Origin of the sequence: Agrobacterium tumefaciens, assembly GCF_005221325.1 — a bacterium.
In the GTDB taxonomy this organism is placed as follows: domain Bacteria; phylum Pseudomonadota; class Alphaproteobacteria; order Rhizobiales; family Rhizobiaceae; genus Agrobacterium.
This window is the reverse complement of record NZ_CP039889.1, coordinates 840,399-863,694: the sequence shown is the minus strand read 5'-3', so window position 1 is coordinate 863,694 and position 23,296 is coordinate 840,399. Positions and strand designations below refer to the sequence as shown.

The following is a 23,296-nucleotide window of genomic DNA, read 5'->3' as shown; positions in this document are numbered from 1 at the left end:
CGCCGATAACGCTCACATACAATCGGGATCATTCTGATGAAATTCAGCCTTTTTTATTTTGACGGTGACGGATCGCGTCCGGGTCAGGAAAATTACCGCCTGCTAATGGACAGCGCGCAATTTGCGGACAAAAATGACCTCGAAGCCCTGTGGGTGCCGGAACGGCATTTCCACGCATTTGGAGGTCTCTACCCCAACCCTTCGATCGTCAGTGCCGCGCTGGCGATGGTCACGCGCAAAGTGCAACTGCGAGCCGGCAGCGTCGTTGCCGCCCTGCACCATCCCGCTCGCGTGGCTGAGGAATGGGCGGTCGTCGACAATCTTTCCGGCGGCAGGGCAGGCATCGCGATTGCGGCCGGCTGGACTAAAGATGAATTCGTCTTTTCGAAGGAGCCGCACGGCAACCGCCGCAGCACCATGTGGCGCTCCTATGAACAGATCACCCGGCTGCTTGCCGGCGAGGCGGTCTCGTTCGAGGATGCGGACGGCAATATCGTCGAAGCGAAAACCCTGCCACGACCCGTGCAGTCGCGCATCCCCTTCTGGGTTGCGTGCCAGTCCACGGAAACCTTCATCGAAGCAGGCCGCCGCGGCCTCAACGTTCTGACGGCTTTGCTCGGCGAAACGACGGAGTCGCTTGCGCCGAAGATTGCGGCCTACCGCAAATCACGGGAAAAACATGGGCACGATCCGGCCGCGGGGACGGTCAGTATGATGGTCCACACCTTCCTGGGTGACGATACCGGCAAGGTCAAATCCAATGTTTCCAAGCCGTTCGGGGATTATCTCCGTACCCATTATCACCTGCTTGAAGGCCTTGGGCGGAGCATGGGTGTCGACATAACGCTGGATAATTTCAGCGATGACGATCTCGACAGTCTGATCGAATTCGGCATCGAGGGCTTCATGAAAGGCAGGTCGCTGATTGGCACGCCGGAAAGCTGCCAGTCGACGGTGGACACATTGGCGGAGATGGGCGTCGATGAAATCGCCTGCCTGATCGATTTCGTTCAGGATTACGATCTCGTCATGGGCAGCCTGCCATTTCTGCTGAAACTCGTGGAAACGAACCGCCCGCCGGTTCGCGTTGCCAGAGCGGTCTGAAGGATTTGCGATGATGTCGAATGCCGAGACGATTGCTCTATTGCGTAACCGCATCGCAAATCTTGACCCGGAGCAGCGGGCACGGCTGCGCTCGCAGCTTGAAGCACGTGGCATGTCCTGGCAGGATGTTGCTCCCGACGATGGCGATGTCGGTGCTGCCGGGCGATTGCCGCTCACGTCATCGCAGATGCATTTCTGGCTGCAGCAGAAAATCTACCCTGATAGCTCGGCCTATGTCATCCCGTTCAGGTGGCATATTGATGGCCCGCTGGACCACGACGCCATCATCCGCACGCTTCAAATTCTCGTCGCGCGGCACGAGCCGTTGCGCACGGCGTTTCCGCTCGAAGAGGGAAGGCCGTGGCAGCAGGTTCTCGGTGATATGGAGCCCGAACTTGTGGTTTCCGATTGCCGGACCATGTCTACTGCCGATTGCGACGAGGCCATAGGCCGGATCGCCCGCACAGCTTTCGATCTGTCCAAAGCGCCGCTGATGCGCACGCATCTTCTGCAGCTTGGACAAAACGAGCATATTCTCGTCTTCGTTTTTCACCACACGGTTGCCGACGGATGGTCCCGCGGCATTCTGATGCGCGAATTTTCGTTGTGTTATGCCGCGGTGACAAATGGTCAGGAACCTGTCCTCGATCCCTTGCCGCAATCCTATGGCGACTTTGTCCGCGCCAGGCAAAAATGGTCCCGCACGAAGGATTACGAGCGGCAAAAACAATACTGGGTCAATCGGCTGCAAAATCTTGAGCCGCAGGAGTTTCCAGCCGACTATCCCCGCCATGAAACGGCTGACATGGCCAGCGAAACGCTGGTGAAGGAGGTTTCGCAGGATCTGATGGCGGAAGTGTCAGGTCTGGCCGCTAGGCTCGGTACGACGACCTTTGTGGTGTTCGCCGCCGTTTTCCAGCTTTTGCACCACCGTTATACCGGTCGCCGTGACCTTGCCGTATGCGTACCCGTTGCCGGTCGGAGCGATCCCGATTTGGCAGGATTGATTGGCCTGTTCACCAATACAATCGTGTTGCGCAATGATCTCAGCCCGGCCATGTCATTCCGGGACTGGGCGAGACGTATACAGGAAGACTTCGCCAATGCTCTGGAGCATCAGGACTATCCCTTTGCGGAGTTGATGGATGTGCTGGGCAGCAACCGCGAAGGGGTGGAAAATTCGCCATTCCAGATTTCCTTTCAGGTCCAGACCCAGGGCTACAGGCAGCAGAATGCGCAGGGCTTCGATCTGGGCAATGCCGGCCTGCGGGTACGGCAGGAAGCGATACCGGTCGCGGAAGCAAAGCTCGACATGAGCTGGATGATCATGGAGCGCGCATCGGGCGCGCTCGTCACCGTCGAGTACCGGTCCGGCCGGTTCGAGTCGGTGCGAATGGAGCGACAGCTGGAGCATTTTGAAAACCTGCTGCGGTCGGTCGTTACTTCCCCCGACGCGCTTCTGCCGACCTTCGAATATATCTCCGCCGGCGAGCGTGAAGGTCTTCTGTCGGCGGGCGCGCTCGTGGCGCGGCCTCTCCCGGTCAAGGGCGTGCACGACCTGATAAGCGGCGCGGCACGTCTCCATCCCGAGAAGATTGCCATTGAATGCCTGGACAGGAGCTGGACGTATAGTCAGCTCGAAGAGGCGTCGAATAATCTCGCAAGAGCGCTTCTGACACTGGGCAGACCGGTGAAACCGGGAATGCGCGTGGCGGTTTCGCTGCCGGGGCAGGCGAGCTGCATCATATCTTTCCTTGCGATCATAAAGGCGGGTGCGGTCTATGTTCCGATCGATCCGCGCCACCCGGCAGACAGGATCGGTTACGTGCTGGAGGATGCCGCAGCGGTTCTGGTGCTGACTGACAATGCGGGGCTTTTCCCTGGCATTGCCTGCATCGATCCTGTTCATCATCTTGCGGATCAGCCGGAAGCCCGGCTTCCGGCAATGCCTGATAACAGTGACATCTATATTCTCTACACAAGCGGCAGCACGGGGCGACCCAAGGGAGTGCCGATTACGCATACGGGCCTGCTCAATCAGTTCCAGTCCATGGCGCGCCACCCCGGTATAGGGGCTGGAGACCGGATGCTCTCGGTGACGACGCCGGCATTCGACATCTCCGTTCTGGAAATGCTCTGGCCATTGAGCGTCGGTGCCACGGCCGTCATGCGCGAACCGGACCTTCTGCTTCAACCCGAGAAGCTGGGAAGGACAATCGGCGAATATGATATTTCGCATTTTCAAGCGACCCCCGCCACATGGAGAATGCTGCTGGACAGCGGCTGGGAAGGAAAAAAATCCCTCACCGGACTATGCGGTGGCGAAGCTCTCGATGCCCAGCTCGCCGGCCGGCTCCTTCAAAAGATCGGTTCTCTCTGGAATGTCTATGGCCCGACCGAGACGACGATCTGGGCTGGTGCATTGCTGGTGGAGGAGGCACATTCCAGAAGCGGCAAGGTGCCGATCGGCGGCCGCCTGGATAACACCTCGTTCCTTGTCCTCGATGCCTATATGGATCCCGTTCCCGAAGGCGTGCCGGGAGAGCTGCACATTGGTGGCATAAGCCTCAGCCGTGGCTACTGGGACCGGCCGGCGCTTGCGGCCGAAAAATTCGTTCCCGATCCCTATGACCGGGCATTTGCGCCGGGCTCCCGCCTTTACAAAACCGGTGACCTTGTCGTGCGCAGGCCGGACGGCAATCTGGAATTCGTTGGACGAACCGACTTCCAGATCAAATTGCGCGGCTATCGCATCGAGGTTGGAGAAATCGAGAGCCTGCTTCAGGAAGAAGAGGGGGTCGATCAGGTTCTGGTTCTGCTCGATGCGAACAAGGAGCAGCTTCTGGCCTATGTTCTCCTTGAGGATCGCTCCGGCAAGGTCGACAAGGGTGCAATCGGTATCCGGCTCAGCAGGGCGCTTTCGGCTCGGTTGCCGCGTTACATGGTGCCTTCGCATTTCATTCTTCTGGAAGAGTTTCCGATGAATGCGAATGGCAAAGTGGATCGCAAGCGTCTGCCGCTGCCGGATCGCTCGGAACGGGCGGCTTCCGAAATCACTTCTCCGGCGAACAGTGTCGAACAGGCCCTCCACGTTCTCTGGCAGAAGATGCTGAAGCGCGAGGATATTGGCGTCAACGACAATTTTTTCGAGCTGGGAGGCGATTCCCTCCTGATCGTCGCCATGCCTGCCAGGGTGCGCGATGCTCTTGGCATTGAGCTGGAAGTCACGGATTTCTTCCGTTTCCCGACACTGGAAACGCTGGCCGGCCACATCATGGATTTGCAGCACGGCAAAGCCGAACCGTCGGAGAGTGCGCGTGGGCGAAGCGACACCAGGGGCAAGGGGCGTGAACGGCAATTGCAGCGGCGCATCAGGTCAGGCAATTTCGCCTGACCTGCCCATAAAGTCTGTCAGGATCACCGCCATGGAACAGGGCGCCGCAACCGCCGATAAAGAAGACTTCAATGCGCACGGCAAGCCCACCCTGTTTCAGCTGAGCTTTCCGCTCCTGCTTCATTCGCTGTTGAGCTTCTTCGTCAATCTGGCCGATACCGCGATAATCAGCGCCTATTCTGCAGAAGCAGCGGCAGCCGTTGCCGTCGCCAAACAGGTGATGATGATCGCTTTCGAATTGTCGGGGCTGGTCGGCATCGGCGCGGTCATCGTCATCTCCCGGCATCTCGGCCGGGGAGAGGTGGAGGCGGCGCGGCAGGTGGTGGCGGTGGCGCTATTGACCAACACGCTTGTCGGGCTGGCGCTTGGCCTGTCATTGCTCGTTGCCGGCCCCTTCGTGCTTGAACAGCTGGCGGGATCGACCTCGCTGAATGATGAGGCAGGCCTCTACCTGAACATCGTCGCTGTTGGCATGGTCTTTAACGGCTTCACAGCCGCCGGGCTTGCCTGTCTGCGCGCATTCGGCCACAGCAGGTTGATCCTGGCATTCGGGGTGGGCGTGTCTGCATTTTACCTTCTCGCCGAATGGATTCTCATTCTCGGGGTCGGGCCTTTGCCGGGTATGGGCGTGAAGGGTGCTGCACTTGGCACCTTCAGTATTCGCGTGCTGACTACCGCCGTTCTGACACCGGTTCTCATGCGGAAACTGGGGTTGCGGTTCTCATTTGCCGATACGATCGCGCGTCTTGCGACGGCCCGCCGGATGATCGCAATCGCCTTGCCGAGCGTGACCGACTACATTGCCTACAGTTTTTACCAGATCATTCTTTTGGGGCTGGCTGCCAGATTTGGTGTCGAGGCCGTTCTGGGCCGCACCTATACGATGCTGGCCATGGCATTTCTGATCGTTGTCGTCATGGCAATCAGCCAGAGCAATGAGGTCCTGATCGGTTATCGCTTCGGTGAACGGCGGCTTGAGGCGGCGACCAGCCAGGCGCTCCGGTCCGCAAGCCTTGCGGCGGCCGCGACGACGTCCATCGCCACACTGATCTGGCTCGCATCGGTTCCTTATGTCAGGTTGTTCACCGACAATCCCGCGGTGATAGAATTATGCGGCAGCCTGCTTTTTCTGACGATATTTATTCAGCCGGGATTTGCATTCAATACGATCCTCTTTCAATCGCTGCGGGCGGTGGGCGATGTCCGCTGGCCGGTTTTCGTCAGCCTGACCGTGACATGGGGGCTTGGCCTTTCCACGGCCTGGTTCTTCTGCCTGTTCCTCAATCTCGGAGTGACGGGTGTATGGTTGTCGCTGATTATCGAGGAGACCATAAAGGGCAGTCTGTTCCTGCATCGCTGGCTCTCACGCGGGGCGAGGCATGAGGCGGGCTGAAGCATCCATCATGCCGGATGGCCGGCATGGAACAATTGAATGACGCGATGTAACACGGTAGTCTGAGCACTGGGTCGGCGATCCCTACACTCGCCATAAGGACGTTCATAAGCAATGCATCTGAAACGGCAGACTGAAATCGCCTTTGGCATTCTTGCGGTATGCGCGCGGCAGGAGAGCGAAATCGTATCGGTTCAAAAGGTCGCGCAGGAAATCGGTGCGACGAAAGACCATACCTATCAGGTTGTCGCGTTGCTCGCGCGAAACGGTCTGCTGCAGAGCGAGCGGGGCCCTGGCGGCGGTCTGAAACTGGCAAGGGACCCGCAGACGGTGAAACTGACCGAGGTGTTGCGGCTGGTACAGCCCGAATTGCTTGGGGAGGGCGCAGACGCCCTTTCATCACCTCAATCGGAAACCGAAGCATTCCTCGGCCGTATCGTCTCGACGACCTCGTCATTTTTTGCCCGTCTTCTCGATCGCTTCACGATTGCCGATTTGATCGCTCCTGAAAGCAACCTGCGTGTGAGCTGTCTTGATTGTGGCCTGCTGGCTTCAAGCCAACAGGCCACGGTCTCTCTGGCGGGCGATGTCCGGCCGGAACCTCTGGTCGCCTGGCGGTCTGGCACCCGTAGCTAGGCGTGCCTCATTGACGGAACATCAGCGCGCTTTTCAGGCAATGGCGCGATCAGCAACGCTTTCGTCTTCCATATCGGAGTTTTCTGCGTGTGGCAGGGTTTCGATAAAGAAGTCGAAGGGACGCCGCGCCGTTTCCTTGACGCGATAACGCAGAACGTCCTTCACATCGTTTTTCGGCGTGAAGGTGAGCACCATCGGAGCGGTGTCATAAAGCGCCGTCTCCTCAACGTAAGACGACGAGCATATGATGACCTGATCGCCACGCTGGCAGGTGCGCGCCGCAGCACCGTTCAGGATGCAGCATTTCGATCCGGCTTCGCCGAAAATCACATAGGTCGAAATTCTGGCGCCGCTCTGCTTGTTCCAGATATCGACGAATTCCAGAGGTCTGATCCCGGCAAGGTCACAATGCTCGGGATCAAGCGTGATGGACCCGTGATAATCGAGATCGGCTCCCGTTACGGTGATGCCGTGCAGCTTGGCTCTGACGATGCGTATCAAATGCGACTCTCCTCAACATGATTTCAAATTGTCGCATGCGACCGGCTGACAGCCTCAGTCTCTCCCGGGGATTGGCACTGGTGGCACCAATCGCCGGCTGCGACACTGCGAATTGCCGATTTCTGTCGGAACGACATCGGTAATCTTGCAGGCGTCCGCAAGTTCGATGAAATAGTCGGAGGTTGCTTCCGCCAGCATGTGGAAAATACCCGTGGTGCCGGAAGGATTGGCGTTGCGCGTGCGCGGTCGCCGGACGAGAACCGGCTGCGTTGCCCGCAGGATCATGCCCACTGAAAGACTTTCCGGATCGACATTGAGAACGACCCCGCCTGTCCGCCCCCGCCTGCTCTGCAGCAACCCGTTTCTGACGAGAATGGCAACCACCCTCGCGGCATGATCTTTTGTGACCCCAAGCCGATGCGCCAGCTTCCCCGTCGTATGGGCTTCCTCCGCTTCATGGACAAAGTTGGTCAGAATACCGATTGCGATCTCAGATTCCCTGGTCAGATACATCAGATGTTCTCCTCACACCGAGAAACGGAACGTGCAAATTCCCTCTCGTAGTTTAGACGAGCAGGACATGTCCTTTGGGACTTTGTCATATAAAAATAATGCGACGGACAGCGGCGGCGTGAAGCCGGTGTCCTCCGTTAGCGTCTCGATTGCGAAGCGCTTGATACCTGAACCGGTGAGGGAGCCATCACAGGTTTCGCAATAGAATCGACAGTAACAACGGGCGGTGAGGTAAGGAGCGCCGCTCTCCTCGAGAAGTGAAATAATGTATTGTTTACAACCACTTAATGGAAATATTTTCAGGATTTTTGGTGTCCACGAGAGGATTCGAACCTCCGACCCCAGGATTCATACCGCTTCGGCTTTCGCCGCCGTCCTGCCGCTGTCGGGCAGAACGTTCGTGGTCTGGACTGTCCCTTCACCATGGACCTTGCGGCCTTTAGGTGCTGCCCATCCAGTCTCTACACCTTCACCGGATTTCTCCGGAGCTTGGCTCGGGATTGGCATGCTGGAGACCAGCGAAGCTTTCCCCGACTTTGAGCAGATCGATTGCGTCGTTTCCGGGCGCAACCCCCAATTTTCCTTAGGAATCCTGTGCTCTATCCTGCTGAGCTACGTGGACACTGAATTGCTCTTTAACCTGACGATGCCTGCGGATCAACCGCGTTCTTCATCGCGGTCGATCTCTTCCTCGGCTTTCTGCGCGTTATCAGGCGATCAGCTTGCCAGGCGCTGTTCGGCCAGCTTCACCCAGTAGGAAATGCCGTAGGCGATGGCGTCGTCGTTGAAGTCGTAGCCGGGATTGTGGAGCCCGGCCGAGTCGCCATTGCCGATGAAGATGAAGCAGCCCGGCCTTTCCTTCAGCATGAAGGAGAAATCCTCGCCTGCCATGGAGGGGTCGACATCGGGATCGACATTCGGTTCGCCCGCCACATCAAGGGCCACGCGGATGGCATGGTCGGTCTCGGTGGAATGGTTGAAGGTGACGGGGCAATAACGTTCATAGACGACCTCGGCTTCCGCACCATTGGCAAGTGCTATGCCTTCCGCCATCTGTTTGATCCGCTCCTGCGCGAGATCGCGCACGGTTTCATCGAGACTACGAACCGTGCCGGCGATCAGCGCTTCGTTGGGAATGATGTTGTGGCTGGAGCCGGCGTGAAAGCGGGTGACGGACACGACCACAGACCGGATCGGATCGGCATTACGCGAGGCGATCATCTGCAGGTTGCCGACGATCTGTGCGCCGATGGCGATCGGGTCGATGGTGCGGTGCGGCTGCGCCGCATGGCCGCCACGGCCCTTGACGGTGATGGAGAATTTGTCAGGCGCCGCCATGATGCCGCCCTTGCGGACGGCGAAGGCGCCAAGCGGAATCCCTGGCATATTGTGCATGCCATAGACTTCGTCGATGCCGAAACGCTCCATCAGGCCATCCTCGACCATCGCAAGCGCGCCAGCGCCACCTTCTTCGGCGGGCTGGAAGATGACGGCGATCGAGCCGGCGAAATTGCGGGTCTCGGCAAGATACTTGGCCGCGCCGAGCAGCATGGCGGTGTGGCCGTCATGGCCGCAGGCATGCATGGCGCCAGCCGTTTTTGACGCCCAGGGTTTGCCGGTTTCCTCGAGAATGGGCAGTGCGTCCATATCCGCACGGAAGCCGATGGTGCGATTGCCTGGAACATTGCCCCTGATGATGCCGACGACGCCGGTGCGGCCAAGACCGGTCACGATTTCGTCAACGCCGAAGGATTTCAGCTTTTCCGCAACGAAGGCCGCGGTGTTGTCGACGTCATAGAGAATTTCGGGATTTTCATGCAGGTGATGCCGCCATTCGCTTACTTCCTGCTGAAGTTCGGCGGCTCTGTTCAAAATCGGCATTCGCTCATTCCTGGGTTCATCGGTGCGGCATGTGGTAAAAACCCATCCTCCGTGGTGGATAGTGCGCCGCATAATTGACGTAATCAATGTACTTTGCCATTGCTAGGACATATATGGTGAATATTGCCATTCCCCGACCGAAGACGGGAATTCGAGGACTAGCCTTGCCAAACACAGTGAAATCGCCAAACGCCGCACGCCGGCTTTCCGCAGCCATTGCCATCGTCACCGCAGGCGTCGTCGCCGTAGCGCCCGTGGCCAATGCCAATCCGAAAATGGTGGTGGACGTCAAAACCGGCAAGGTGATTTCCCATCAGGAAGCCTTCCGCAAGTGGTATCCCGCTTCGCTGACCAAGCTGATGACCGCCTATATCGCCTTTTCGCAGATGAAGGCCGGCAAGATCAGCCCGCAGACGGAAGTGGTGATGAGCAAGAAGGCCGCCGACCAGCCGGCCTCGAAAATGTATTTCAAGCCCGGCCAGAAGTTGACGATGGATAGCGCGCTGAAGCTGCTGCTGATCAAGTCCGCCAATGACATCGCCGTGGCCATCGCCGAAACCATCGGCGGCACCAGCGACAATTTCGTGGCGCAGATGAATGCGCAGGCGCAGCGGCTGGGCATGAGCTCCACCCACTACATCAATGCCAACGGCCTGCCCGGTAAGGGGCAATATACGACGGCGCGCGACCTTGCGCTTCTGGCACTGATCATCAAGCGAGAATTCCCGGAATATGCCCATTATTTCTCGCTGGAGGGTGTCACCACCGGCAAGAAGAATTATGCCAACTTCAATATGCTTGTCGGTCGCTTTGATGGCGCGGATGGCATGAAGACCGGCTTCATCTGCGCTTCCGGTTTCAACCAGGTGTCATCGGCCGTGCGCAATGGCCGTTCGGTCATCACCGTCGTGCTGGGTGCGGACAGCCTTGCCGGGCGAACCGACCAGTCGGCCGATCTGCTGCAGATGGGATTGACCGCGCCTTCGGGGCAGGGTGTTTCGCTTGCCTCGCTGGCGCCCTATGGCGATACCGGCGACGTCAACGACGTCAGCGCCGATATCTGCAATCCGAAGGCCGCCAAGGTGCGCAGCGAAAGCCGTGACGAAACCGGCCGCATGGTCATTCATTCGCCCTATGTCACGGAAATGACCCGCCCGCCGGAATATTCCTACGCCGGCCTCATTCCCGGCAGCGAGACGGTGGCGGTCAATGCCACCAAGGGTGCTGCCAAGGGCGAGCTGGCCAATGTGCCGATCCCGATCCCGCGCCCGACATTCTGATCACCTGAAACCGGACCAAGAGGCTGGTGCCGCGATGCGTTTATGTATTCGCAGCGTGATCATGTTATGATATTACAGTGTCGCTCGTGGCTTCCCGCTCCGGGCGATTTCTTTTCGTTCCGTGCGGCTCCAGGTCTTGTCTGACGCAATGACAGGCCGGGGCAGCCATCACCATACAGGCAAGGCATGTCTCGCGATCGCATCCCGGTTTCCATCATCACCGGCTTTCTCGGCGCCGGAAAATCGACGCTGCTCAACCGTCTTCTCAAAGACCCTGAGATGAGTGACGCGGCGATTATCATCAATGAATTCGGCGATGTCAGCATCGACCACATGCTGGTTGAAAGCGCCGGCGAAGGGATCATCGAACTGGCGGAAGGCTGCCTCTGCTGCACCGTGCGCGGTGAACTGGTGGATACGCTGGCGGAACTGATGGATGGTATCCAGACCGGCAAGCTGAAGCCGGTCAAGCGGGTGGTTATCGAGACGACCGGTCTTGCCGATCCCGCCCCTGTCATGCAGTCGGTCATGGGCAATCCTGTCATCGCGCAGAATTTCGTGCTGAACGGGATGGTCACGGTGGTGGATGCCGTCAACGGCCTGTCCACGCTCGACAATCACGAGGAGGCGGTGAAGCAAGCGGCCGTGGCCGACCGGCTGGTGGTGACCAAGCGGGCACTTGCCGATGCTTCCACGATTGCCGCACTGACGGCGCGCCTTGAGGCACTGAACCCGCGCGCGACAATCGAGGATGGTGACAAAACCGACTGGAGTGCTGCAGGGCTTCTCGACAACGGCCTTTACGATGTCTCCAGCAAAAATGCCGATGTGGGCCGCTGGCTCGGGGAAGAGTCCGGTCACGATCACCATGAGCATGATCACGCGCACGACCACCACCATCATGGCGACCACCACCACCATCATCATGACGATGTGAACCGGCATGACGCCTCGATCCGGTCCTTCTCGATCATTCACGATCAGCCGATCGATCCGATGGCGATCGATATGTTCGTGGATCTGCTGCGTTCGGCCCATGGGGAGAAGCTCTTGCGCATGAAGGCCATCGTCAAGCTGTCGGATAATCCGGGCCGGCCGCTGGTACTGCATGGGGTGCAGAGCATTTTCCATACGCCTGAACGCCTCTCGGCCTGGCCGGACCCTGCAGACCAGCGCACGCGCATGGTGCTGATCACGAAGGATTTGCCGGAGGCTTTCGTGAAGGATCTGTTTGCTGCCTTCACCAGCACACCGGGCATTGACCGGCCGGACAGGCAGGCGATGACGGATAATCCGCTGGCGGTTTCGGGGTTGCGGTTTTGAGGTCGTGCCGCGATGGTCGAGGTCGGTGGGTGTGGTTCACCCCCCTCTGTCCTGCCGGACATCTCCCCCTGAAGGGGGAGATCAGCAGGGTGCTCCCTCATCGCTGCAGGCTCAACGTTGAGGTATTCGAGCGGAAGCCACTTGCCGATCTCCCCCCTTGAGGTGGAGATGCCCGGCAGGGCAGAGGGGGGGTAACCGCGCCTGACACCGTCAAACGTCGGCTTACCCGCCCTTCACAATCCGAAACCGATGCCCCTTGTCCACCACAACGGTCTCAACCAACCGATGCCCGTCCTCATTGCACATATGGGTGATATCGATCACCGCCAGCGGATCGGTCGTCTCGACGGTCAGGATATCGCCGGCCTTGAGGGTGGCGAGCTTCTTGCGGCTTCTCAAAACCGGAAGGGGGCATTTAAGCCCCCTCAAATCATAGACGATCTCGGCCGTGTCGCTCATTCCTTGGCCCAGAACTTCCAGAAGGGCTTCTTTTCCGGCGCTTCCGGTGCCGGGGCAGGGGAATAGGCGAGCGGGTTCATCGTCGGGACCGGGATGCCCTGGGCGGCAGCGCCGGTCTGGCCTGCTGTTGCAGGCGCTGCCGTTGCAACCATGGTCGGGGCTGCGGGCGCCGGGTTCGATTGTGGTCCCGTGGTGGGCTGAGCTGCCGAAGGACGCGGACCGCGCAGGGCAGAGGCGGTTGCGGTCGTCGCCGACGAGGATGACGTGACCTGCTGCGCCTTCTTTTCCATCAGCGCGGCATATTCCGTTTCCTTCATCAGCTTGCCGGCCTTCAGCGCCGAGCCGGTCGGTGCGTAAGCAGGTTCGCGGCCCTTGCGCTTTTCGGCAACCAGCGCCTTGCGCTCCGCCTCGCTCGGGTCGTACCAGGCCATGCCGTCATATTTCTTCATCGCCGTTGCATAGGCGAGATCGTAGGTCTTTTCGTAGCTCGAAAGCGCGCTTGCCAGTGCCGGCGGGGTGCTCATGGCCGGGCATTGGCCAGAGCCATTGAAGCTGCCGCCTTCCGTCTGCTGGTTGAAAACGTATTTCTTCTCGCAGACATTCACTTCCGGCGGGCGCTTGGTGACTTCGAAATTGTCGTAACCGACCTTCAGCATCTTCCAGAATTCGAGATGCTCGCTCTGGCGGTGGCGGGCCATGTTTTCCGCCGTCATGCGGAAGGGGAAGGCCTGCAACTGCACTGTTTTCTGGCCGCCCTTAAAGGCATCCCGTGCAAAACCATAGATTTCAAGAATCTGCGCATCCGTCATCGAATAGCAGCCTGACGACGAGCACGCGCCATGGATCATCAGGTTGGTGCCGTTGCGGCCATTGGCGGCATCGTAACGGTTCGGGAAACCGGTATTGATGGCGAGGTAGTATTTGGAATTCGGGTTCAGGTGCGCGGGCGTCAGGTTGTAGAAACCTTCCGGCGCCTGCCGGTCGCCTTCCTTCACCTTGGGGCCGAGTTTGCCGGACCATGCGCAAATCTCGTATCCGGCGATCTTTTCGAAGCGATTGTCGCGCCTTGCCTTCCAGATCTCCAGAGCGCCTTCTTCCTTGAAAATGCGGATCATGATCGGCGAGGTACGATCCATGCCCCGCTTGTCGATCTCGGCCAGAATGGACGGAGACAAGGGGTAATCGACCTTGTTCTTGACGTGAGAAACGTCGCGTTCGACGGTTTCAAGCGTATCGTTGCAGCCGGTGAGAATAAGCGCGGTGCAGGCGAGAAGGGCAAAATGTGTCAAACGCATGATCTGATCCGAAAGACGATGGCACGAAGCGGTGGCAGTTCTATACCGTTCCGTGTGCAATTTAAATACGGTATTAACCGTTTACATCTTCTTAACTCAAATCGGATCCGCCCCCGCGGCCGCCGATACATCCGTTGATGTGACCGGACTATGGCCGAGTTGGGGCGATCTTGCCGGAAATTAAGGCCGAACTAGAGGTTCCGGCCGATATCCAGGAACTTCTGGCGGCGTTCAGCGCGCAGCTGTGTGCCGGAACGCTGGGAAAGATCGGCCAGAGCCTTGGCGATAACATCGCCGGTCGCGCTGATAACGGTTTCCGGGGCGCGGTGCGCGCCGCCGATGGGTTCCGGAATGATGCCATCGATGACGCCGAGCGATTTCAGATCTTCCGAGGTGATCTTCATGTTGGTTGCAGCTTCCTTGGCGCGGGTCGAATCGCGCCAGAGGATGGAAGCGGCCCCCTCGGGTGAAATCACCGAATAGATCGAATGTTCGAGCATATAAACGCGGTTGCCGGTGGCGATGGCGATCGCGCCGCCCGAACCGCCTTCGCCGATGACGACGGAGACGATCGGCACCTTGACGTTGAGGCACATTTCCGTCGAGCGGGCGATGGCTTCGGCCTGGCCGCGTTCTTCGGCGCCAACGCCGGGATAGGCGCCGGCGGTATCGATGAGGGTGACGACCGGCAGCGAGAAACGGTCGGCCAGTTCGAGCACGCGGATCGCCTTGCGGTAACCTTCCGGGCGCGCACTGCCGAAATTATGCTTCAGACGGCTCTTGGTGTCGTTGCCCTTTTCCTGGCCGATGATGGCGACGGGCTGACCGTTGAAACGGGCAAGACCGGCCTGAATGGCGGCGTCTTCGGAAAATTTGCGGTCGCCGGCCAGCGGCGTGAAATCGGTGAACAGGGCCTTGGCATAGTCGACGAAATGCGGGCGCTGCGGATGACGCGCGACCTGCGTTTTCTGCCAGGCATTCAGCTTGGAATAGATGTCCTGCATCGCATCGTTGACACGCGATTCCAGGCGGTTGATCTCCTCCGAGGTGTCTATGCTCTCGTCTTCATCGGCAAGCTTCTTCAGCTCGATGATCTTGCCTTCAAGGTCCGAGATAGGTTTTTCGAAGTCGAGATAATTGTGCATGAGATCCGTTTCCGATCGTTTTGCGCAAGGTTTGAGCCGGATTATCCGGCGGTTCCGGTCGCTCTAATCAAGGTTTTTGCCCTGTTTGGCAAGGGGGTGATGTGTTTGTACCAGCTCTTGCAAGCGTTCTTCCAGCACATGTGTATAGATTTGTGTCGTGGAAATGTCGGAATGGCCGAGCAGTTCCTGGACCGCGCGCAGATCCGCACCGTTCTGCAGCAGGTGGCTGGCAAAGGCATGACGCAGCACATGCGGCGATACTGCCGAAGGGGTAAGGCCCGCGCGCATGGCGATGTCCTTGAGGTCCCGGGCGAAGACTTGGCGGGGCAGGTGGCCTTGCCTGCTGTTGGAAGGAAAGAGCCACGGGCTCTCCGTGGCTTCGGCTTTTTTCGGCGCCTTGTCTTTTTCCGGCACGAGGGCTTTTCGGGCGGCCTCGTATTTTTCCATGGCCTCGATGGCGGTGCGGGAAAGAAGCACCATACGGTCCTTGTTGCCCTTGCCGCGGATCATCAGGAAGCGGCCTTCCTGGCGCAGCACCTTGACGGGCAGGGAGACCAGTTCGCTGACACGCATGCCGGTGGCATAAAGCAGTTCGAGCAGCAGGTGCATGCGGATGCGGGCAAGCTGGCCGGGGCCTGCGGTTGCCGCTTCCTGCGCCGCGAGGCCAAGAAGCCTGTTCACATCGGCGACGCTCATCGTTTTCGGCAGGGCGAGACCTTTCCTGGGCGCATCGATGATGCCGGTCGGGTCGTCGCTGCGCAGCCCTTCCGAATAGAGAAAGCGATAGAACTGCCGCATGGAGGAGAGGCGGCGTGCCTGCGAGGTTGCGGCAAAACCCTGAGCGGAAAGATCGGTGAGATAAGCGGAAAGGTCAGGCGTCTGCGCCTCCGTCAGCGACTGGCCGCGACGGCTGAGAAATTCACGCAGGTCGGCAAGGTCGCGCTCATAGGAAGAGAGCGTGTTGGCGGCAGCACCCCGCTCGGCGCTCATCATCTCCAGAAAACTTTCGAGCCGCGCGCCGTCGCGCCCTCCCGCCGGTTGTCCGCTCATGGGGTGCGCCTTGCCGGTTCCGTGGTGGGTGGGTTCAGTCGCTCGGAGGGGATGCGCACCGTCACTTCGCGGTCGCGTGGCTGAACGAGCATGACGAGCAGCACCATGCCGCCATAGATCAGCCCTGCGATGGTCGCCAGTATCATCGTGAAGCGAAAAAGGGTGGGCATGGCGGCTCCGTAGGGTGGCAGTCGAAATCTATATGCGGTGCAGCGAAAGCGGCGACAAGATCAAAATGCCCGCTCCACCCCGCGCCGCATGCGGCGTTGATTGTGATTCACCACCATTCAGTCAGCAATTTGGCTTGACGCTTCGTAAACATTTGCAGATATCCATGCCAAACGGGCTTTCAAATTTATGAATGAAACGAATTTATCGGTCCCGGCCACGCTCGGGGAGCAAGCACGGGCAAAGCTCGGACGGCGCAACATCGTCTTCGTCGGGCTGATGGGGGCTGGAAAGTCGGCGGTGGGCCGCATGGTGGCCCAGCAGCTCAAGGTTCCTTTCATTGATACGGATGTCGAGATCGAGCGCGTATCGCGCATGACGATAGCGGAACTTTTCGCCACCTATGGCGAGGAGGAGTTCCGGGCGCTGGAAACGCGGGTCATCAAGCGGCTGCTGCGCGGTGGTCCCAAGGTCGTCTCCACCGGCGGCGGCGCATTTATCAACGACAATACCCGAGCGCATATCAGGCGGGGCGGCATTTCTCTCTGGCTGAAGGCCGATCTTGAGGTTCTGTGGGAGAGGGTCAACAAGCGCGACCATCGTCCGCTGCTCAAGACTGAAAACCCCAAGGCAACGCTGGCTGCCCTGATGGAGAAACGCTATCCGATCTATGCGGAGGCGGACGTCACCATCGAATCCCGTGATGTCCGTAAGGAAATCATCGCGACCGAAGTGCTGACGGCCTTAGCCGGCCTCGAACAGAAAGACTGACCACCATGACGCCTTCCGAAATCCACGCCGATGAACGTCTCGTCCATGTGCCGCTCGGCGAGCGCGCCTATGACATTCTGATCGGGCCGGGACTGATCGGCAGGGCGGGTGGCGAAATTTCAGCGCGGCTGAAGGGCAGACGCGCGGCGATCATCACTGACGAGCATGTCGCGCCGCTTTACCTAGAAGGCCTGATGGACGGTTTGCAGACGGATGGCATCGAGGCGGTTTCACTGACCCTGCCGGCAGGAGAGAAGACCAAGAGCTTCGAGCATCTCGTCACCGTCTGCGATGCGGTTCTTTCCGCACGGGTGGAGCGTAACGATGCGGTGATCGCGCTCGGCGGCGGCGTCATCGGCGATCTCGCCGGTTTTGCCGCAGGCATCGTGCGCCGCGGCGTGCGCTTCGTGCAGATACCGACCTCGCTTCTGTCGCAGGTGGATTCCTCCGTCGGGGGCAAGACCGGCATCAACAGCCGCCATGGCAAGAACCTCATCGGTGTTTTCCACCAGCCCGATCTGGTGCTGGCGGATACGGCAGTCCTCGATACGCTGAGCCCGCGGGAATTCCGCGCCGGTTATGCCGAAGTCGTGAAATACGGTTTGATCGACAAGCCGGATTTCTTCTTCTGGCTGGAAAAGAACTGGGATGACATCCGCACCGGCGGCCCGGCCCGCATTCAGGCGATTGCCACGAGCTGCCAGGCGAAGGCCGATGTGGTGGTGGCTGACGAGAAGGAAAACGGCGTGCGCGCCCTTCTGAACCTCGGCCACACCTTCGGTCACGCGCTGGAAGCGGCAACCAACTACGACAGCAAACGGCTGGTGCACGGCGAAGGTGTCGCCATCGGCATGGTGCTGGCGCACCAGTTTTCCGCCCGCCTCAACCTCGCCAGCCCTGACGATGCCGCGCGCGTCGAGGCACATCTGAAGTCCGTCGGCCTGCCGACCACGATGAAGGATATTCCCGGCGAATTGCCGCCGGTCGAAACCCTGATGACGGCGATCGCACAGGACAAGAAAGTGAAGGGCGGCAAGCTCACCTTCATCCTCACCCACGGCATCGGCCAGTCCTTCGTGGCTGATGACGTCGCGGCTTCCGAGGTACAGTCCTTCCTGTCGGAGAAGCATCCGGGGTGAATTGATTATGGTGAGGAACGGTGAGGGCCACTCATCGCCTCGCTTCGCTCCTCCCGGTCGGGGAGAGGTGGCCCGGAGGGCCTAATGAGGGGGCTTGCTGTTGGTCTGATGGCAGCCCCAATCAGAACCGCACCGTTTCCCCCGGCGCCGCCGCCTCAATCGCCAGCGCATGCAGCCCGGCGTCGAGTTCCGGCTTCAAAAGTGCATTGATCGCCCGATGCCGCTCGATGCGAGACTTGCCTGAAAAGCTTTCAGACACTATCTGGACACGCATATGCGTCTCGCCGGTGCCTGTCATATCCGGCTGGTGGCCCGCATGCATCTGGCTTTCATCGACAACCCTCAGGCGTTCCGGCGAAAAGCTCTGCCGAAGCTTCGTTTCTATGCGTTCTCGCAGGGACATGCGGAGGGCTCCAATCCTGTTGGCTGGTCTTTGAAAGGGGCTACCTAAAAGCCTGTAACATTCCACTTTGTCAATTCTTGTTGTGCGGCTTTTCGCACCCCATAATCAGGGCATCATGAAACTGGATTCGAAATATTTCGACCGCATCCGCACGCGCCGGAAAAGGGAGCGGGAACCTGAGGTTCAGGCTCCAACCTGCCAGTGGGATGGATGCGATAAACCGGGCGTTCACCGGGCACCTGTCGGCCGCAATGCCGAGGGGCAATTCTTCCTGTTCTGTTTCGAGCATGTGAAGGAATACAACAAGGGCTATAATTACTTCTCCGGCCTCTCCGACAGCGAGATCGCCCGTTACCAGAAGGAGGCGATCACCGGTCATCGCCCCACCTGGACGGTGGGCGTCAACAAGACGGCGCGCGACGCCCCCCTGCATTCCACGCTGCGTTCCGGAACCGCCAGCGCGAATGCCCGTGTCCGCGATCCTTTCGGCTTCACCGGCGGTTTTGCTGACGGCGCCAGGGCTGGTGGGCAGCGCATGCAGCGGGACCGCAAGCTGAAGACGCTGGAGGCGAAAGCCTTCGATACGCTCGGCCTTTCTTCCAATGCAAAGCAGGAAGACATAAAAAGGCGCTACAAGGAGCTTGTCAAAAAGCACCATCCTGATGCTAATGGTGGCGATCGTGGTTCGGAAGAGCGTTTTCGGGCTGTTGTTCAAGCATATCAATTGTTAAAGCAGTCAGGTTTCTGCTAAGCCAACTTACGTGTTTACCGCCTGATTGATGATGTGGCCGGGTGGCTGCCGCCCGCCTTGGAGACGTGATGAGCAAAATCGACCTTGATATTTCCAACCTGCCCGACACGACGGTGTCCGTGCGGGAGGTTTTCGGCATTGATACGGATCTGCGGGTTCCCGCCTATTCCCAGGGCGACGCCTATGTACCGGACCTCGATCCCGACTATCTTTTCGACCGCGATACGACGCTTGCGATCCTTGCCGGTTTTGCTCACAACCGACGCGTCATGGTTTCCGGTTTCCACGGTACGGGTAAATCCACCCATATCGAGCAGGTCGCCGCCCGCCTGAACTGGCCCTGCGTGCGCGTCAACCTCGACAGCCATGTCAGCCGTATCGACCTCGTCGGCAAGGACGCCATCGTCCTCAAAGACGGCAAGCAGGTCACCGAATTCAAGGACGGCATCCTGCCCTGGGCCTACCAGCATAATGTCGCGCTCGTTTTCGACGAGTATGATGCCGGCCGCCCGGACGTGATGTTCGTCATCCAGCGCGTGCTGGAATCGTCGGGCCGCCTGACGTTGCTCGACCAGAGCCGCGTCATCCGTCCTCACCCTGCTTTCCGCATCTTTGCGACCGCCAACACGGTTGGCCTCGGGGATACGACGGGTCTTTACCACGGCACGCAGCAGATCAACCAGGCGCAGATGGACCGCTGGTCCATCGTCACCACGCTGAACTATCTGCCGCATGAGCAGGAAGTGAACATCATTGCCGCCAAGGTAAAGAGCTTCGACAATCCGAAGGGTCGCGAAACCGTCTCCAAGATGGTGCGCGTGGCCGATCTCACCCGTTCGGCCTTCATCAATGGCGATCTTTCCACCGTCATGAGCCCGCGTACCGTCATCACCTGGGCGGAAAATGCGGAAATCTTCGGCGATCTCGCTTTTGCCTTCCGTGTGACCTTCCTCAACAAGTGCGATGAGCTGGAGCGCACGCTGGTGGCCGAGCAATATCAGCGGGCCTTCGGTGTCGAGCTGAAGGAAAGTGCTGCGAACATCGTTCTCAGCGCCTGATCGTCCCCGGTCTGTCCGGAGAAGATCACCGATGACTTGAAGACGCCGGCCGGCCGCGCATCCTGAGGATGGGCGTGCCGCAGGCGCCGACAAATGACAGGAAAGACAATGGCAGGGCGCGGCGACAATTCCAGAGCGAAACCGGGTACGGCGGTCGATACGGAACCGTTGCGTCAGGCGATTGCCGGATGTGTGCGATCCGTTGCAGGCGACGCCGAGGTCGAGGTCGTTTTCGCCAATGAGCGGCCGGGCCTTGCCGGTGAGCGCATGCGCCTGCCGGAAATCTCCAAGAAACCGACCGCACAGGAAATCGCCATCACCCGTGGCCTCGGCGATTCCATGGCGCTGCGTCTTGCCTGCCATGATGCGGACACGCATGCGGTGATGTCGCCGCAGGGTGCGGAAGCGCGGCTTATCTTCGACGCGGTGGAACAGGCGCGCGTGGAATCCATCGGTGCGTTGCGCATGCCGGGCATGGCTTCCAACATCAACGCCATGAACACCGAAAAATATGCCAAGGCGAATTTTTCGGGCATCAGCAACAAGGACGATGCGCCGCTGGCCGAAGCCGTTGCACTTCTGGTGCGCGAGAAGCTGACCGGCGAAAAGCCGCCCGAAAGCGCCGGCAAGGTGCTCGATCTGTGGCGCGATTTCATCGAGGACAAGGCGGCCGCCGACCTCAAGGATCTTTCGCGCGTCATCACCGACCAGAAGGCGTTTTCGCGGCTGGTGCGCAAGATGCTGACCTCCATGCAGATGGCGGAAGATTTCGGCGACGAGGATAACGAGCCGGAAAGCCAGGAGGCGGAGTCCAACGAGGACCAGCCACGCACCAACGAGACCGAGGAAGAGCAGGTCGAGGAAGAAGCCGGCTCCGACGCGACGCCCGCCGATGAAAACGAGGCCTCGCAGGAGGAAATGGAAGAAGGCGAGATGGACGGCGCCGAGATGTCGGACGAGGAAATGTCCGACGATCTCGACGAGGATTCCGAAACGCCCGGTGAGACCCGCCGTCCCAACAGCCCTTTCGACGATTTCAACGAGAAGGTGGATTACCGTATCTTCACGCAGGAATTCGATGAGGAAATCCGCGCCGAGGAACTGTGCGACGAGTCCGAACTTGACCGTCTGCGCGCTTTCCTCGACAAGCAGCTCGCCCATCTTCAGGGTGCCGTTGGGCGGCTGGCGAACCGGCTGCAGCGCCGCCTGATGGCGCAGCAGAACCGCTCCTGGGATTTCGATCTGGAAGAGGGTTATCTCGATCCGGCCCGCCTTGTGCGGCTTATCATCGACCCCATGCAGCCGCTTTCCTTCAAGAAGGAGCGCGACACGAAGTTCCGCGATACCGTCGTGTCGCTCGTCATCGACAATTCCGGTTCGATGCGCGGCCGGCCGATAACCGTTGCAGCCACCTGCGCCGATATTCTGGCGCGCACGCTGGAGCGTTCGGGCGTGAAGGTGGAAATTCTCGGCTTCACCACCAAGGCCTGGAAGGGCGGACAATCGCGCGAACAGTGGCTGGCGAACAGCAAGCCAGCTTCGCCGGGTCGCCTTAATGATCTGCGCCATATCATCTACAAGTCGGCGGACGCTCCGTGGCGGCGTTCGCGGCGCAATCTCGGCCTGATGATGCGCGAAGGCCTGCTCAAGGAAAATATCGATGGCGAAGCGCTGATGTGGGCGCATAACCGCCTGATCGGCCGCCCTGAGCAGCGCAAGATCATGATGATGATCTCGGACGGCGCGCCGGTGGATGATTCGACCCTGTCGGTTAATCCGGGCAACTATCTGGAACGGCACCTGCGCGCCGTCATCGAGCAGATCGAGACGCGATCGCCGGTGGAACTGCTGGCAATCGGAATCGGCCATGACGTGACGCGGTATTACCGCCGTGCCGTGACCATCGTCGATGCGGATGAGCTGGCCGGCGCGATGACTGAGCAGCTCGCTGCCCTCTTCGAGGATACGAGCGGTGCTTCCGGTTCGTCCCGCAGGATCCGCCGTGCGGGATAAGCGGGGACGAGCGTCCTTTTCCTGCAAATCCTTCGCAGCGGCCGCCGCTCTTGCAGCGGCTTCGCTGTTTCCCGTTCCCATCGGCGCATCGACCATCGATGTGCCTGTCAGTGCGCGTCTTCTGTCCGGCTTCGAGGTCGGCACCAGCGAAAAACGTTTCGGCAAGCTGGAGTTTGTCGGCGGTATGGTGATGAGCGCGCCCGAAAAGCTGTTCGGGGCGATATCCTCTATCCGGTTTCGCCCCGATGGCGAGGAATTTATCGCGGTGCTGGATACTGGCCATTGGTTGACGGGCAGGATCACGCGTGATGCGGTTGGCGCGCTGTCCGGGCTTGCCGATGTCCGCATCACCCCCATGCTTGATATGAGTGGCCGCGAACCGCCGCGCAAGATGGAAATGGACGCGGAAGGAATGGCGGTGCGCGACGGCAAGGTGTTCGTCAGTTATGAGCAGCGCCACAGGATCGACATCTATCCCGATCCGGGCTTCGCCGCCTCAAAGCCGCTCGACCGACTGCCATATCTCATACCCAGTAATGAACTGCGCCATAATGGCGGCTTGGAGGCCTTGGCGGTATCGCCAGCCAATTCGCCGCTCGCAGGCGCTCTGGTCGTGGTTGCTGAAAAGAGCATCGATACGGACGGCAATCTTCTCGCGGCCATTTTGGAAGGCCCGCTGAAGGGCACCTTCGCTGTTACCCATCATCCGTCATTCGATGTGACTGATGGCGCTTTCCTGCCGAACGGCGATCTGCTGCTTCTCGAGCGGCGCTTCAATTTCGCCGAAGGTGTCGGCATGCGCATCCGCCGTATTCGCGGGGGCGATATCCGGCCAGGGTCCGTGGTGGATGGTGAAATCCTCATGGAAGCGGGCATGGCCTACCAGATCGACAATATGGAAGGCATGGATGTGGTGAAGGGGCCGGATGGCTCGACGCGCCTTCTCATCGTGTCCGATGATAACCACTCGTTCCTTCAGCGCAACCTGATGCTGGAATTCAAGCTGGTGGAGTGAAATA

General features: G+C 59.6%; 21 protein-coding genes. 12 read left to right on the top strand and 9 right to left on the bottom strand.

The features are described 5' to 3' along the window. Positions 1-36: 36 nt before the first annotated feature. The 4 genes from CFBP5499_RS18890 to CFBP5499_RS18875 all read left to right on the top strand — a co-directional run bounded on the left by CFBP5499_RS18890 (position 37) and on the right by CFBP5499_RS18875 (position 6,527). A complete protein-coding gene (locus CFBP5499_RS18890; protein ID WP_080829346.1) occupies positions 37-1,104 on the top strand; it encodes an LLM class flavin-dependent oxidoreductase in 1,068 nt (355 codons plus the stop codon). A gap of 10 nt (positions 1,105-1,114) precedes the next feature. Continuing rightward, positions 1,115-4,498: a non-ribosomal peptide synthetase gene (locus CFBP5499_RS18885; protein WP_080829348.1), complete on the top strand. Its 3,384-nt coding sequence runs from the start codon at positions 1,115-1,117 to the stop codon at positions 4,496-4,498. After that, positions 4,422-5,891 carry an MATE family efflux transporter gene (locus tag CFBP5499_RS18880; protein WP_233284214.1) on the top strand — a complete coding sequence of 490 codons (1,470 nt, stop codon included), beginning with the start codon at positions 4,422-4,424 and terminating at the stop codon, positions 5,889-5,891. The genes CFBP5499_RS18885 and CFBP5499_RS18880 overlap by 77 nt, the downstream gene beginning before the upstream one ends. Before the next feature lie 114 nt (positions 5,892-6,005). Next, positions 6,006-6,527: an Rrf2 family transcriptional regulator gene (locus tag CFBP5499_RS18875; protein ID WP_080829351.1), complete on the top strand. Its 522-nt coding sequence runs from the start codon at positions 6,006-6,008 to the stop codon at positions 6,525-6,527. A gap of 33 nt (positions 6,528-6,560) precedes the next feature. Here CFBP5499_RS18875 and CFBP5499_RS18870 read toward each other — a convergent pair whose 3' ends face one another. The 3 genes from CFBP5499_RS18870 to CFBP5499_RS18860 form a co-directional block, all read right to left on the bottom strand. After that, complete coding sequence (locus CFBP5499_RS18870; protein ID WP_080829352.1) at positions 6,561-7,028, bottom strand: aspartate 1-decarboxylase; 468 nt, start codon at positions 7,026-7,028, stop codon at positions 6,561-6,563. A 54-nt stretch (positions 7,029-7,082) separates the two neighbouring features. Continuing rightward, positions 7,083-7,541, bottom strand: a complete 459-nt coding sequence (locus CFBP5499_RS18865) for an Rrf2 family transcriptional regulator (RefSeq protein ID WP_080829353.1) — start codon at positions 7,539-7,541, stop codon at positions 7,083-7,085. Positions 7,542-8,258: 717 nt separating this feature from the next. Next, positions 8,259-9,422, bottom strand: a complete 1,164-nt coding sequence (locus tag CFBP5499_RS18860; RefSeq protein ID WP_080829355.1) for a M20 aminoacylase family protein — start codon at positions 9,420-9,422, stop codon at positions 8,259-8,261. A gap of 164 nt (positions 9,423-9,586) precedes the next feature. Here CFBP5499_RS18860 and CFBP5499_RS18855 point away from each other — a divergent pair, with 164 nt between their 5' ends. Next, on the top strand, positions 9,587-10,702 hold the full coding sequence (locus tag CFBP5499_RS18855) for a D-alanyl-D-alanine carboxypeptidase family protein (protein WP_175416825.1): 1,116 nt from the start codon (positions 9,587-9,589) through the stop codon (positions 10,700-10,702). A 186-nt stretch (positions 10,703-10,888) separates the two neighbouring features. After that, a complete protein-coding gene (locus CFBP5499_RS18850; protein ID WP_080829358.1) occupies positions 10,889-12,025 on the top strand; it encodes a CobW family GTP-binding protein in 1,137 nt (378 codons plus the stop codon). A gap of 222 nt (positions 12,026-12,247) precedes the next feature. Here CFBP5499_RS18850 and CFBP5499_RS18845 read toward each other — a convergent pair whose 3' ends face one another. The 5 genes from CFBP5499_RS18845 to CFBP5499_RS18825 form a co-directional block, all read right to left on the bottom strand. After that, entirely contained in the window at positions 12,248-12,484 is a 237-nt protein-coding gene (locus CFBP5499_RS18845; RefSeq protein ID WP_080829359.1) for a sulfurtransferase TusA family protein, read from the bottom strand. After that, complete coding sequence (locus tag CFBP5499_RS18840) at positions 12,481-13,779, bottom strand: L,D-transpeptidase family protein (RefSeq protein ID WP_130932552.1); 1,299 nt, start codon at positions 13,777-13,779, stop codon at positions 12,481-12,483. Before CFBP5499_RS18840 ends, CFBP5499_RS18845 begins: the two co-directional genes overlap by 4 nt. Positions 13,780-13,970: 191 nt before the next feature. Continuing rightward, positions 13,971-14,924 (bottom strand): acetyl-CoA carboxylase carboxyltransferase subunit alpha, encoded by a 954-nt coding sequence (locus tag CFBP5499_RS18835; RefSeq protein WP_080829361.1) that lies wholly within the window; start codon positions 14,922-14,924, stop codon positions 13,971-13,973. A gap of 63 nt (positions 14,925-14,987) precedes the next feature. Then, positions 14,988-15,974, bottom strand: coding sequence for a site-specific tyrosine recombinase XerD (gene xerD / locus CFBP5499_RS18830; protein WP_080829362.1), 987 nt, complete (start codon positions 15,972-15,974; stop codon positions 14,988-14,990). Continuing rightward, on the bottom strand, positions 15,971-16,144 hold the full coding sequence (locus CFBP5499_RS18825) for a histidine kinase (RefSeq protein WP_080829364.1): 174 nt from the start codon (positions 16,142-16,144) through the stop codon (positions 15,971-15,973). Before CFBP5499_RS18825 ends, xerD begins: the two co-directional genes overlap by 4 nt. A 187-nt stretch (positions 16,145-16,331) precedes the next feature. Between CFBP5499_RS18825 and CFBP5499_RS18815 the strand changes: the two genes are divergently transcribed. Continuing rightward, positions 16,332-16,913 carry a shikimate kinase gene (locus CFBP5499_RS18815; RefSeq protein ID WP_080829366.1) on the top strand — a complete coding sequence of 194 codons (582 nt, stop codon included), beginning with the start codon at positions 16,332-16,334 and terminating at the stop codon, positions 16,911-16,913. A 5-nt stretch (positions 16,914-16,918) separates the two neighbouring features. Then, positions 16,919-18,052 (top strand): 3-dehydroquinate synthase, encoded by a 1,134-nt coding sequence (gene aroB, locus CFBP5499_RS18810; protein WP_080829368.1) that lies wholly within the window; start codon positions 16,919-16,921, stop codon positions 18,050-18,052. Between the two features lie 121 nt (positions 18,053-18,173). Here aroB and CFBP5499_RS18805 read toward each other — a convergent pair whose 3' ends face one another. Further along, complete coding sequence (locus CFBP5499_RS18805) at positions 18,174-18,455, bottom strand: BolA family protein (protein ID WP_080829370.1); 282 nt, start codon at positions 18,453-18,455, stop codon at positions 18,174-18,176. A gap of 115 nt (positions 18,456-18,570) precedes the next feature. Between CFBP5499_RS18805 and CFBP5499_RS18800 the strand changes: the two genes are divergently transcribed. The 4 genes from CFBP5499_RS18800 to CFBP5499_RS18785 all read left to right on the top strand — a co-directional run bounded on the left by CFBP5499_RS18800 (position 18,571) and on the right by CFBP5499_RS18785 (position 23,292). Further along, positions 18,571-19,206 carry a J domain-containing protein gene (locus CFBP5499_RS18800; RefSeq protein WP_080830196.1) on the top strand — a complete coding sequence of 212 codons (636 nt, stop codon included), beginning with the start codon at positions 18,571-18,573 and terminating at the stop codon, positions 19,204-19,206. A 68-nt stretch (positions 19,207-19,274) separates the two neighbouring features. Beyond that, positions 19,275-20,264: a cobaltochelatase subunit CobS gene (cobS, locus tag CFBP5499_RS18795; protein ID WP_003523293.1), complete on the top strand. Its 990-nt coding sequence runs from the start codon at positions 19,275-19,277 to the stop codon at positions 20,262-20,264. A gap of 108 nt (positions 20,265-20,372) precedes the next feature. After that, positions 20,373-22,277: a cobaltochelatase subunit CobT gene (gene cobT / locus CFBP5499_RS18790; RefSeq protein WP_080829371.1), complete on the top strand. Its 1,905-nt coding sequence runs from the start codon at positions 20,373-20,375 to the stop codon at positions 22,275-22,277. Beyond that, complete coding sequence (locus tag CFBP5499_RS18785) at positions 22,267-23,292, top strand: esterase-like activity of phytase family protein (RefSeq protein ID WP_080829373.1); 1,026 nt, start codon at positions 22,267-22,269, stop codon at positions 23,290-23,292. Before cobT ends, CFBP5499_RS18785 begins: the two co-directional genes overlap by 11 nt. Positions 23,293-23,296: the final 4 nt, after the last annotated feature.

Bases quoted from the DNA above. Each gene is read 5' to 3' on its own strand.
- cobT (WP_080829371.1), top strand. From the start codon at position 20,373: ATGGCAGGGCGCGGCGACAATTCCAGAGCGAAACCGGGTACGGCGGTC.
- CFBP5499_RS18835 (WP_080829361.1), bottom strand. From the start codon at position 14,924: ATGCACAATTATCTCGACTTCGAAAAACCTATCTCGGACCTTGAAGGC.
- CFBP5499_RS18845 (WP_080829359.1), bottom strand. From the start codon at position 12,484: ATGAGCGACACGGCCGAGATCGTCTATGATTTGAGGGGGCTTAAATGC.
- cobS (WP_003523293.1), top strand. From the start codon at position 19,275: ATGAGCAAAATCGACCTTGATATTTCCAACCTGCCCGACACGACGGTG.
- CFBP5499_RS18800 (WP_080830196.1), top strand. From the start codon at position 18,571: ATGAAACTGGATTCGAAATATTTCGACCGCATCCGCACGCGCCGGAAA.
- xerD (WP_080829362.1), bottom strand. From the start codon at position 15,974: ATGAGCGGACAACCGGCGGGAGGGCGCGACGGCGCGCGGCTCGAAAGT.
- CFBP5499_RS18885 (WP_080829348.1), top strand. From the start codon at position 1,115: ATGATGTCGAATGCCGAGACGATTGCTCTATTGCGTAACCGCATCGCA.
- CFBP5499_RS18865 (WP_080829353.1), bottom strand. From the start codon at position 7,541: ATGTATCTGACCAGGGAATCTGAGATCGCAATCGGTATTCTGACCAAC.
- CFBP5499_RS18825 (WP_080829364.1), bottom strand. From the start codon at position 16,144: ATGCCCACCCTTTTTCGCTTCACGATGATACTGGCGACCATCGCAGGG.
- CFBP5499_RS18850 (WP_080829358.1), top strand. From the start codon at position 10,889: ATGTCTCGCGATCGCATCCCGGTTTCCATCATCACCGGCTTTCTCGGC.
- CFBP5499_RS18840 (WP_130932552.1), bottom strand. From the start codon at position 13,779: ATGCGTTTGACACATTTTGCCCTTCTCGCCTGCACCGCGCTTATTCTC.
- CFBP5499_RS18890 (WP_080829346.1), top strand. From the start codon at position 37: ATGAAATTCAGCCTTTTTTATTTTGACGGTGACGGATCGCGTCCGGGT.
- CFBP5499_RS18815 (WP_080829366.1), top strand. From the start codon at position 16,332: ATGAATGAAACGAATTTATCGGTCCCGGCCACGCTCGGGGAGCAAGCA.
- aroB (WP_080829368.1), top strand. From the start codon at position 16,919: ATGACGCCTTCCGAAATCCACGCCGATGAACGTCTCGTCCATGTGCCG.
- CFBP5499_RS18860 (WP_080829355.1), bottom strand. From the start codon at position 9,422: ATGCCGATTTTGAACAGAGCCGCCGAACTTCAGCAGGAAGTAAGCGAA.
- CFBP5499_RS18875 (WP_080829351.1), top strand. From the start codon at position 6,006: ATGCATCTGAAACGGCAGACTGAAATCGCCTTTGGCATTCTTGCGGTA.
- CFBP5499_RS18805 (WP_080829370.1), bottom strand. From the start codon at position 18,455: ATGTCCCTGCGAGAACGCATAGAAACGAAGCTTCGGCAGAGCTTTTCG.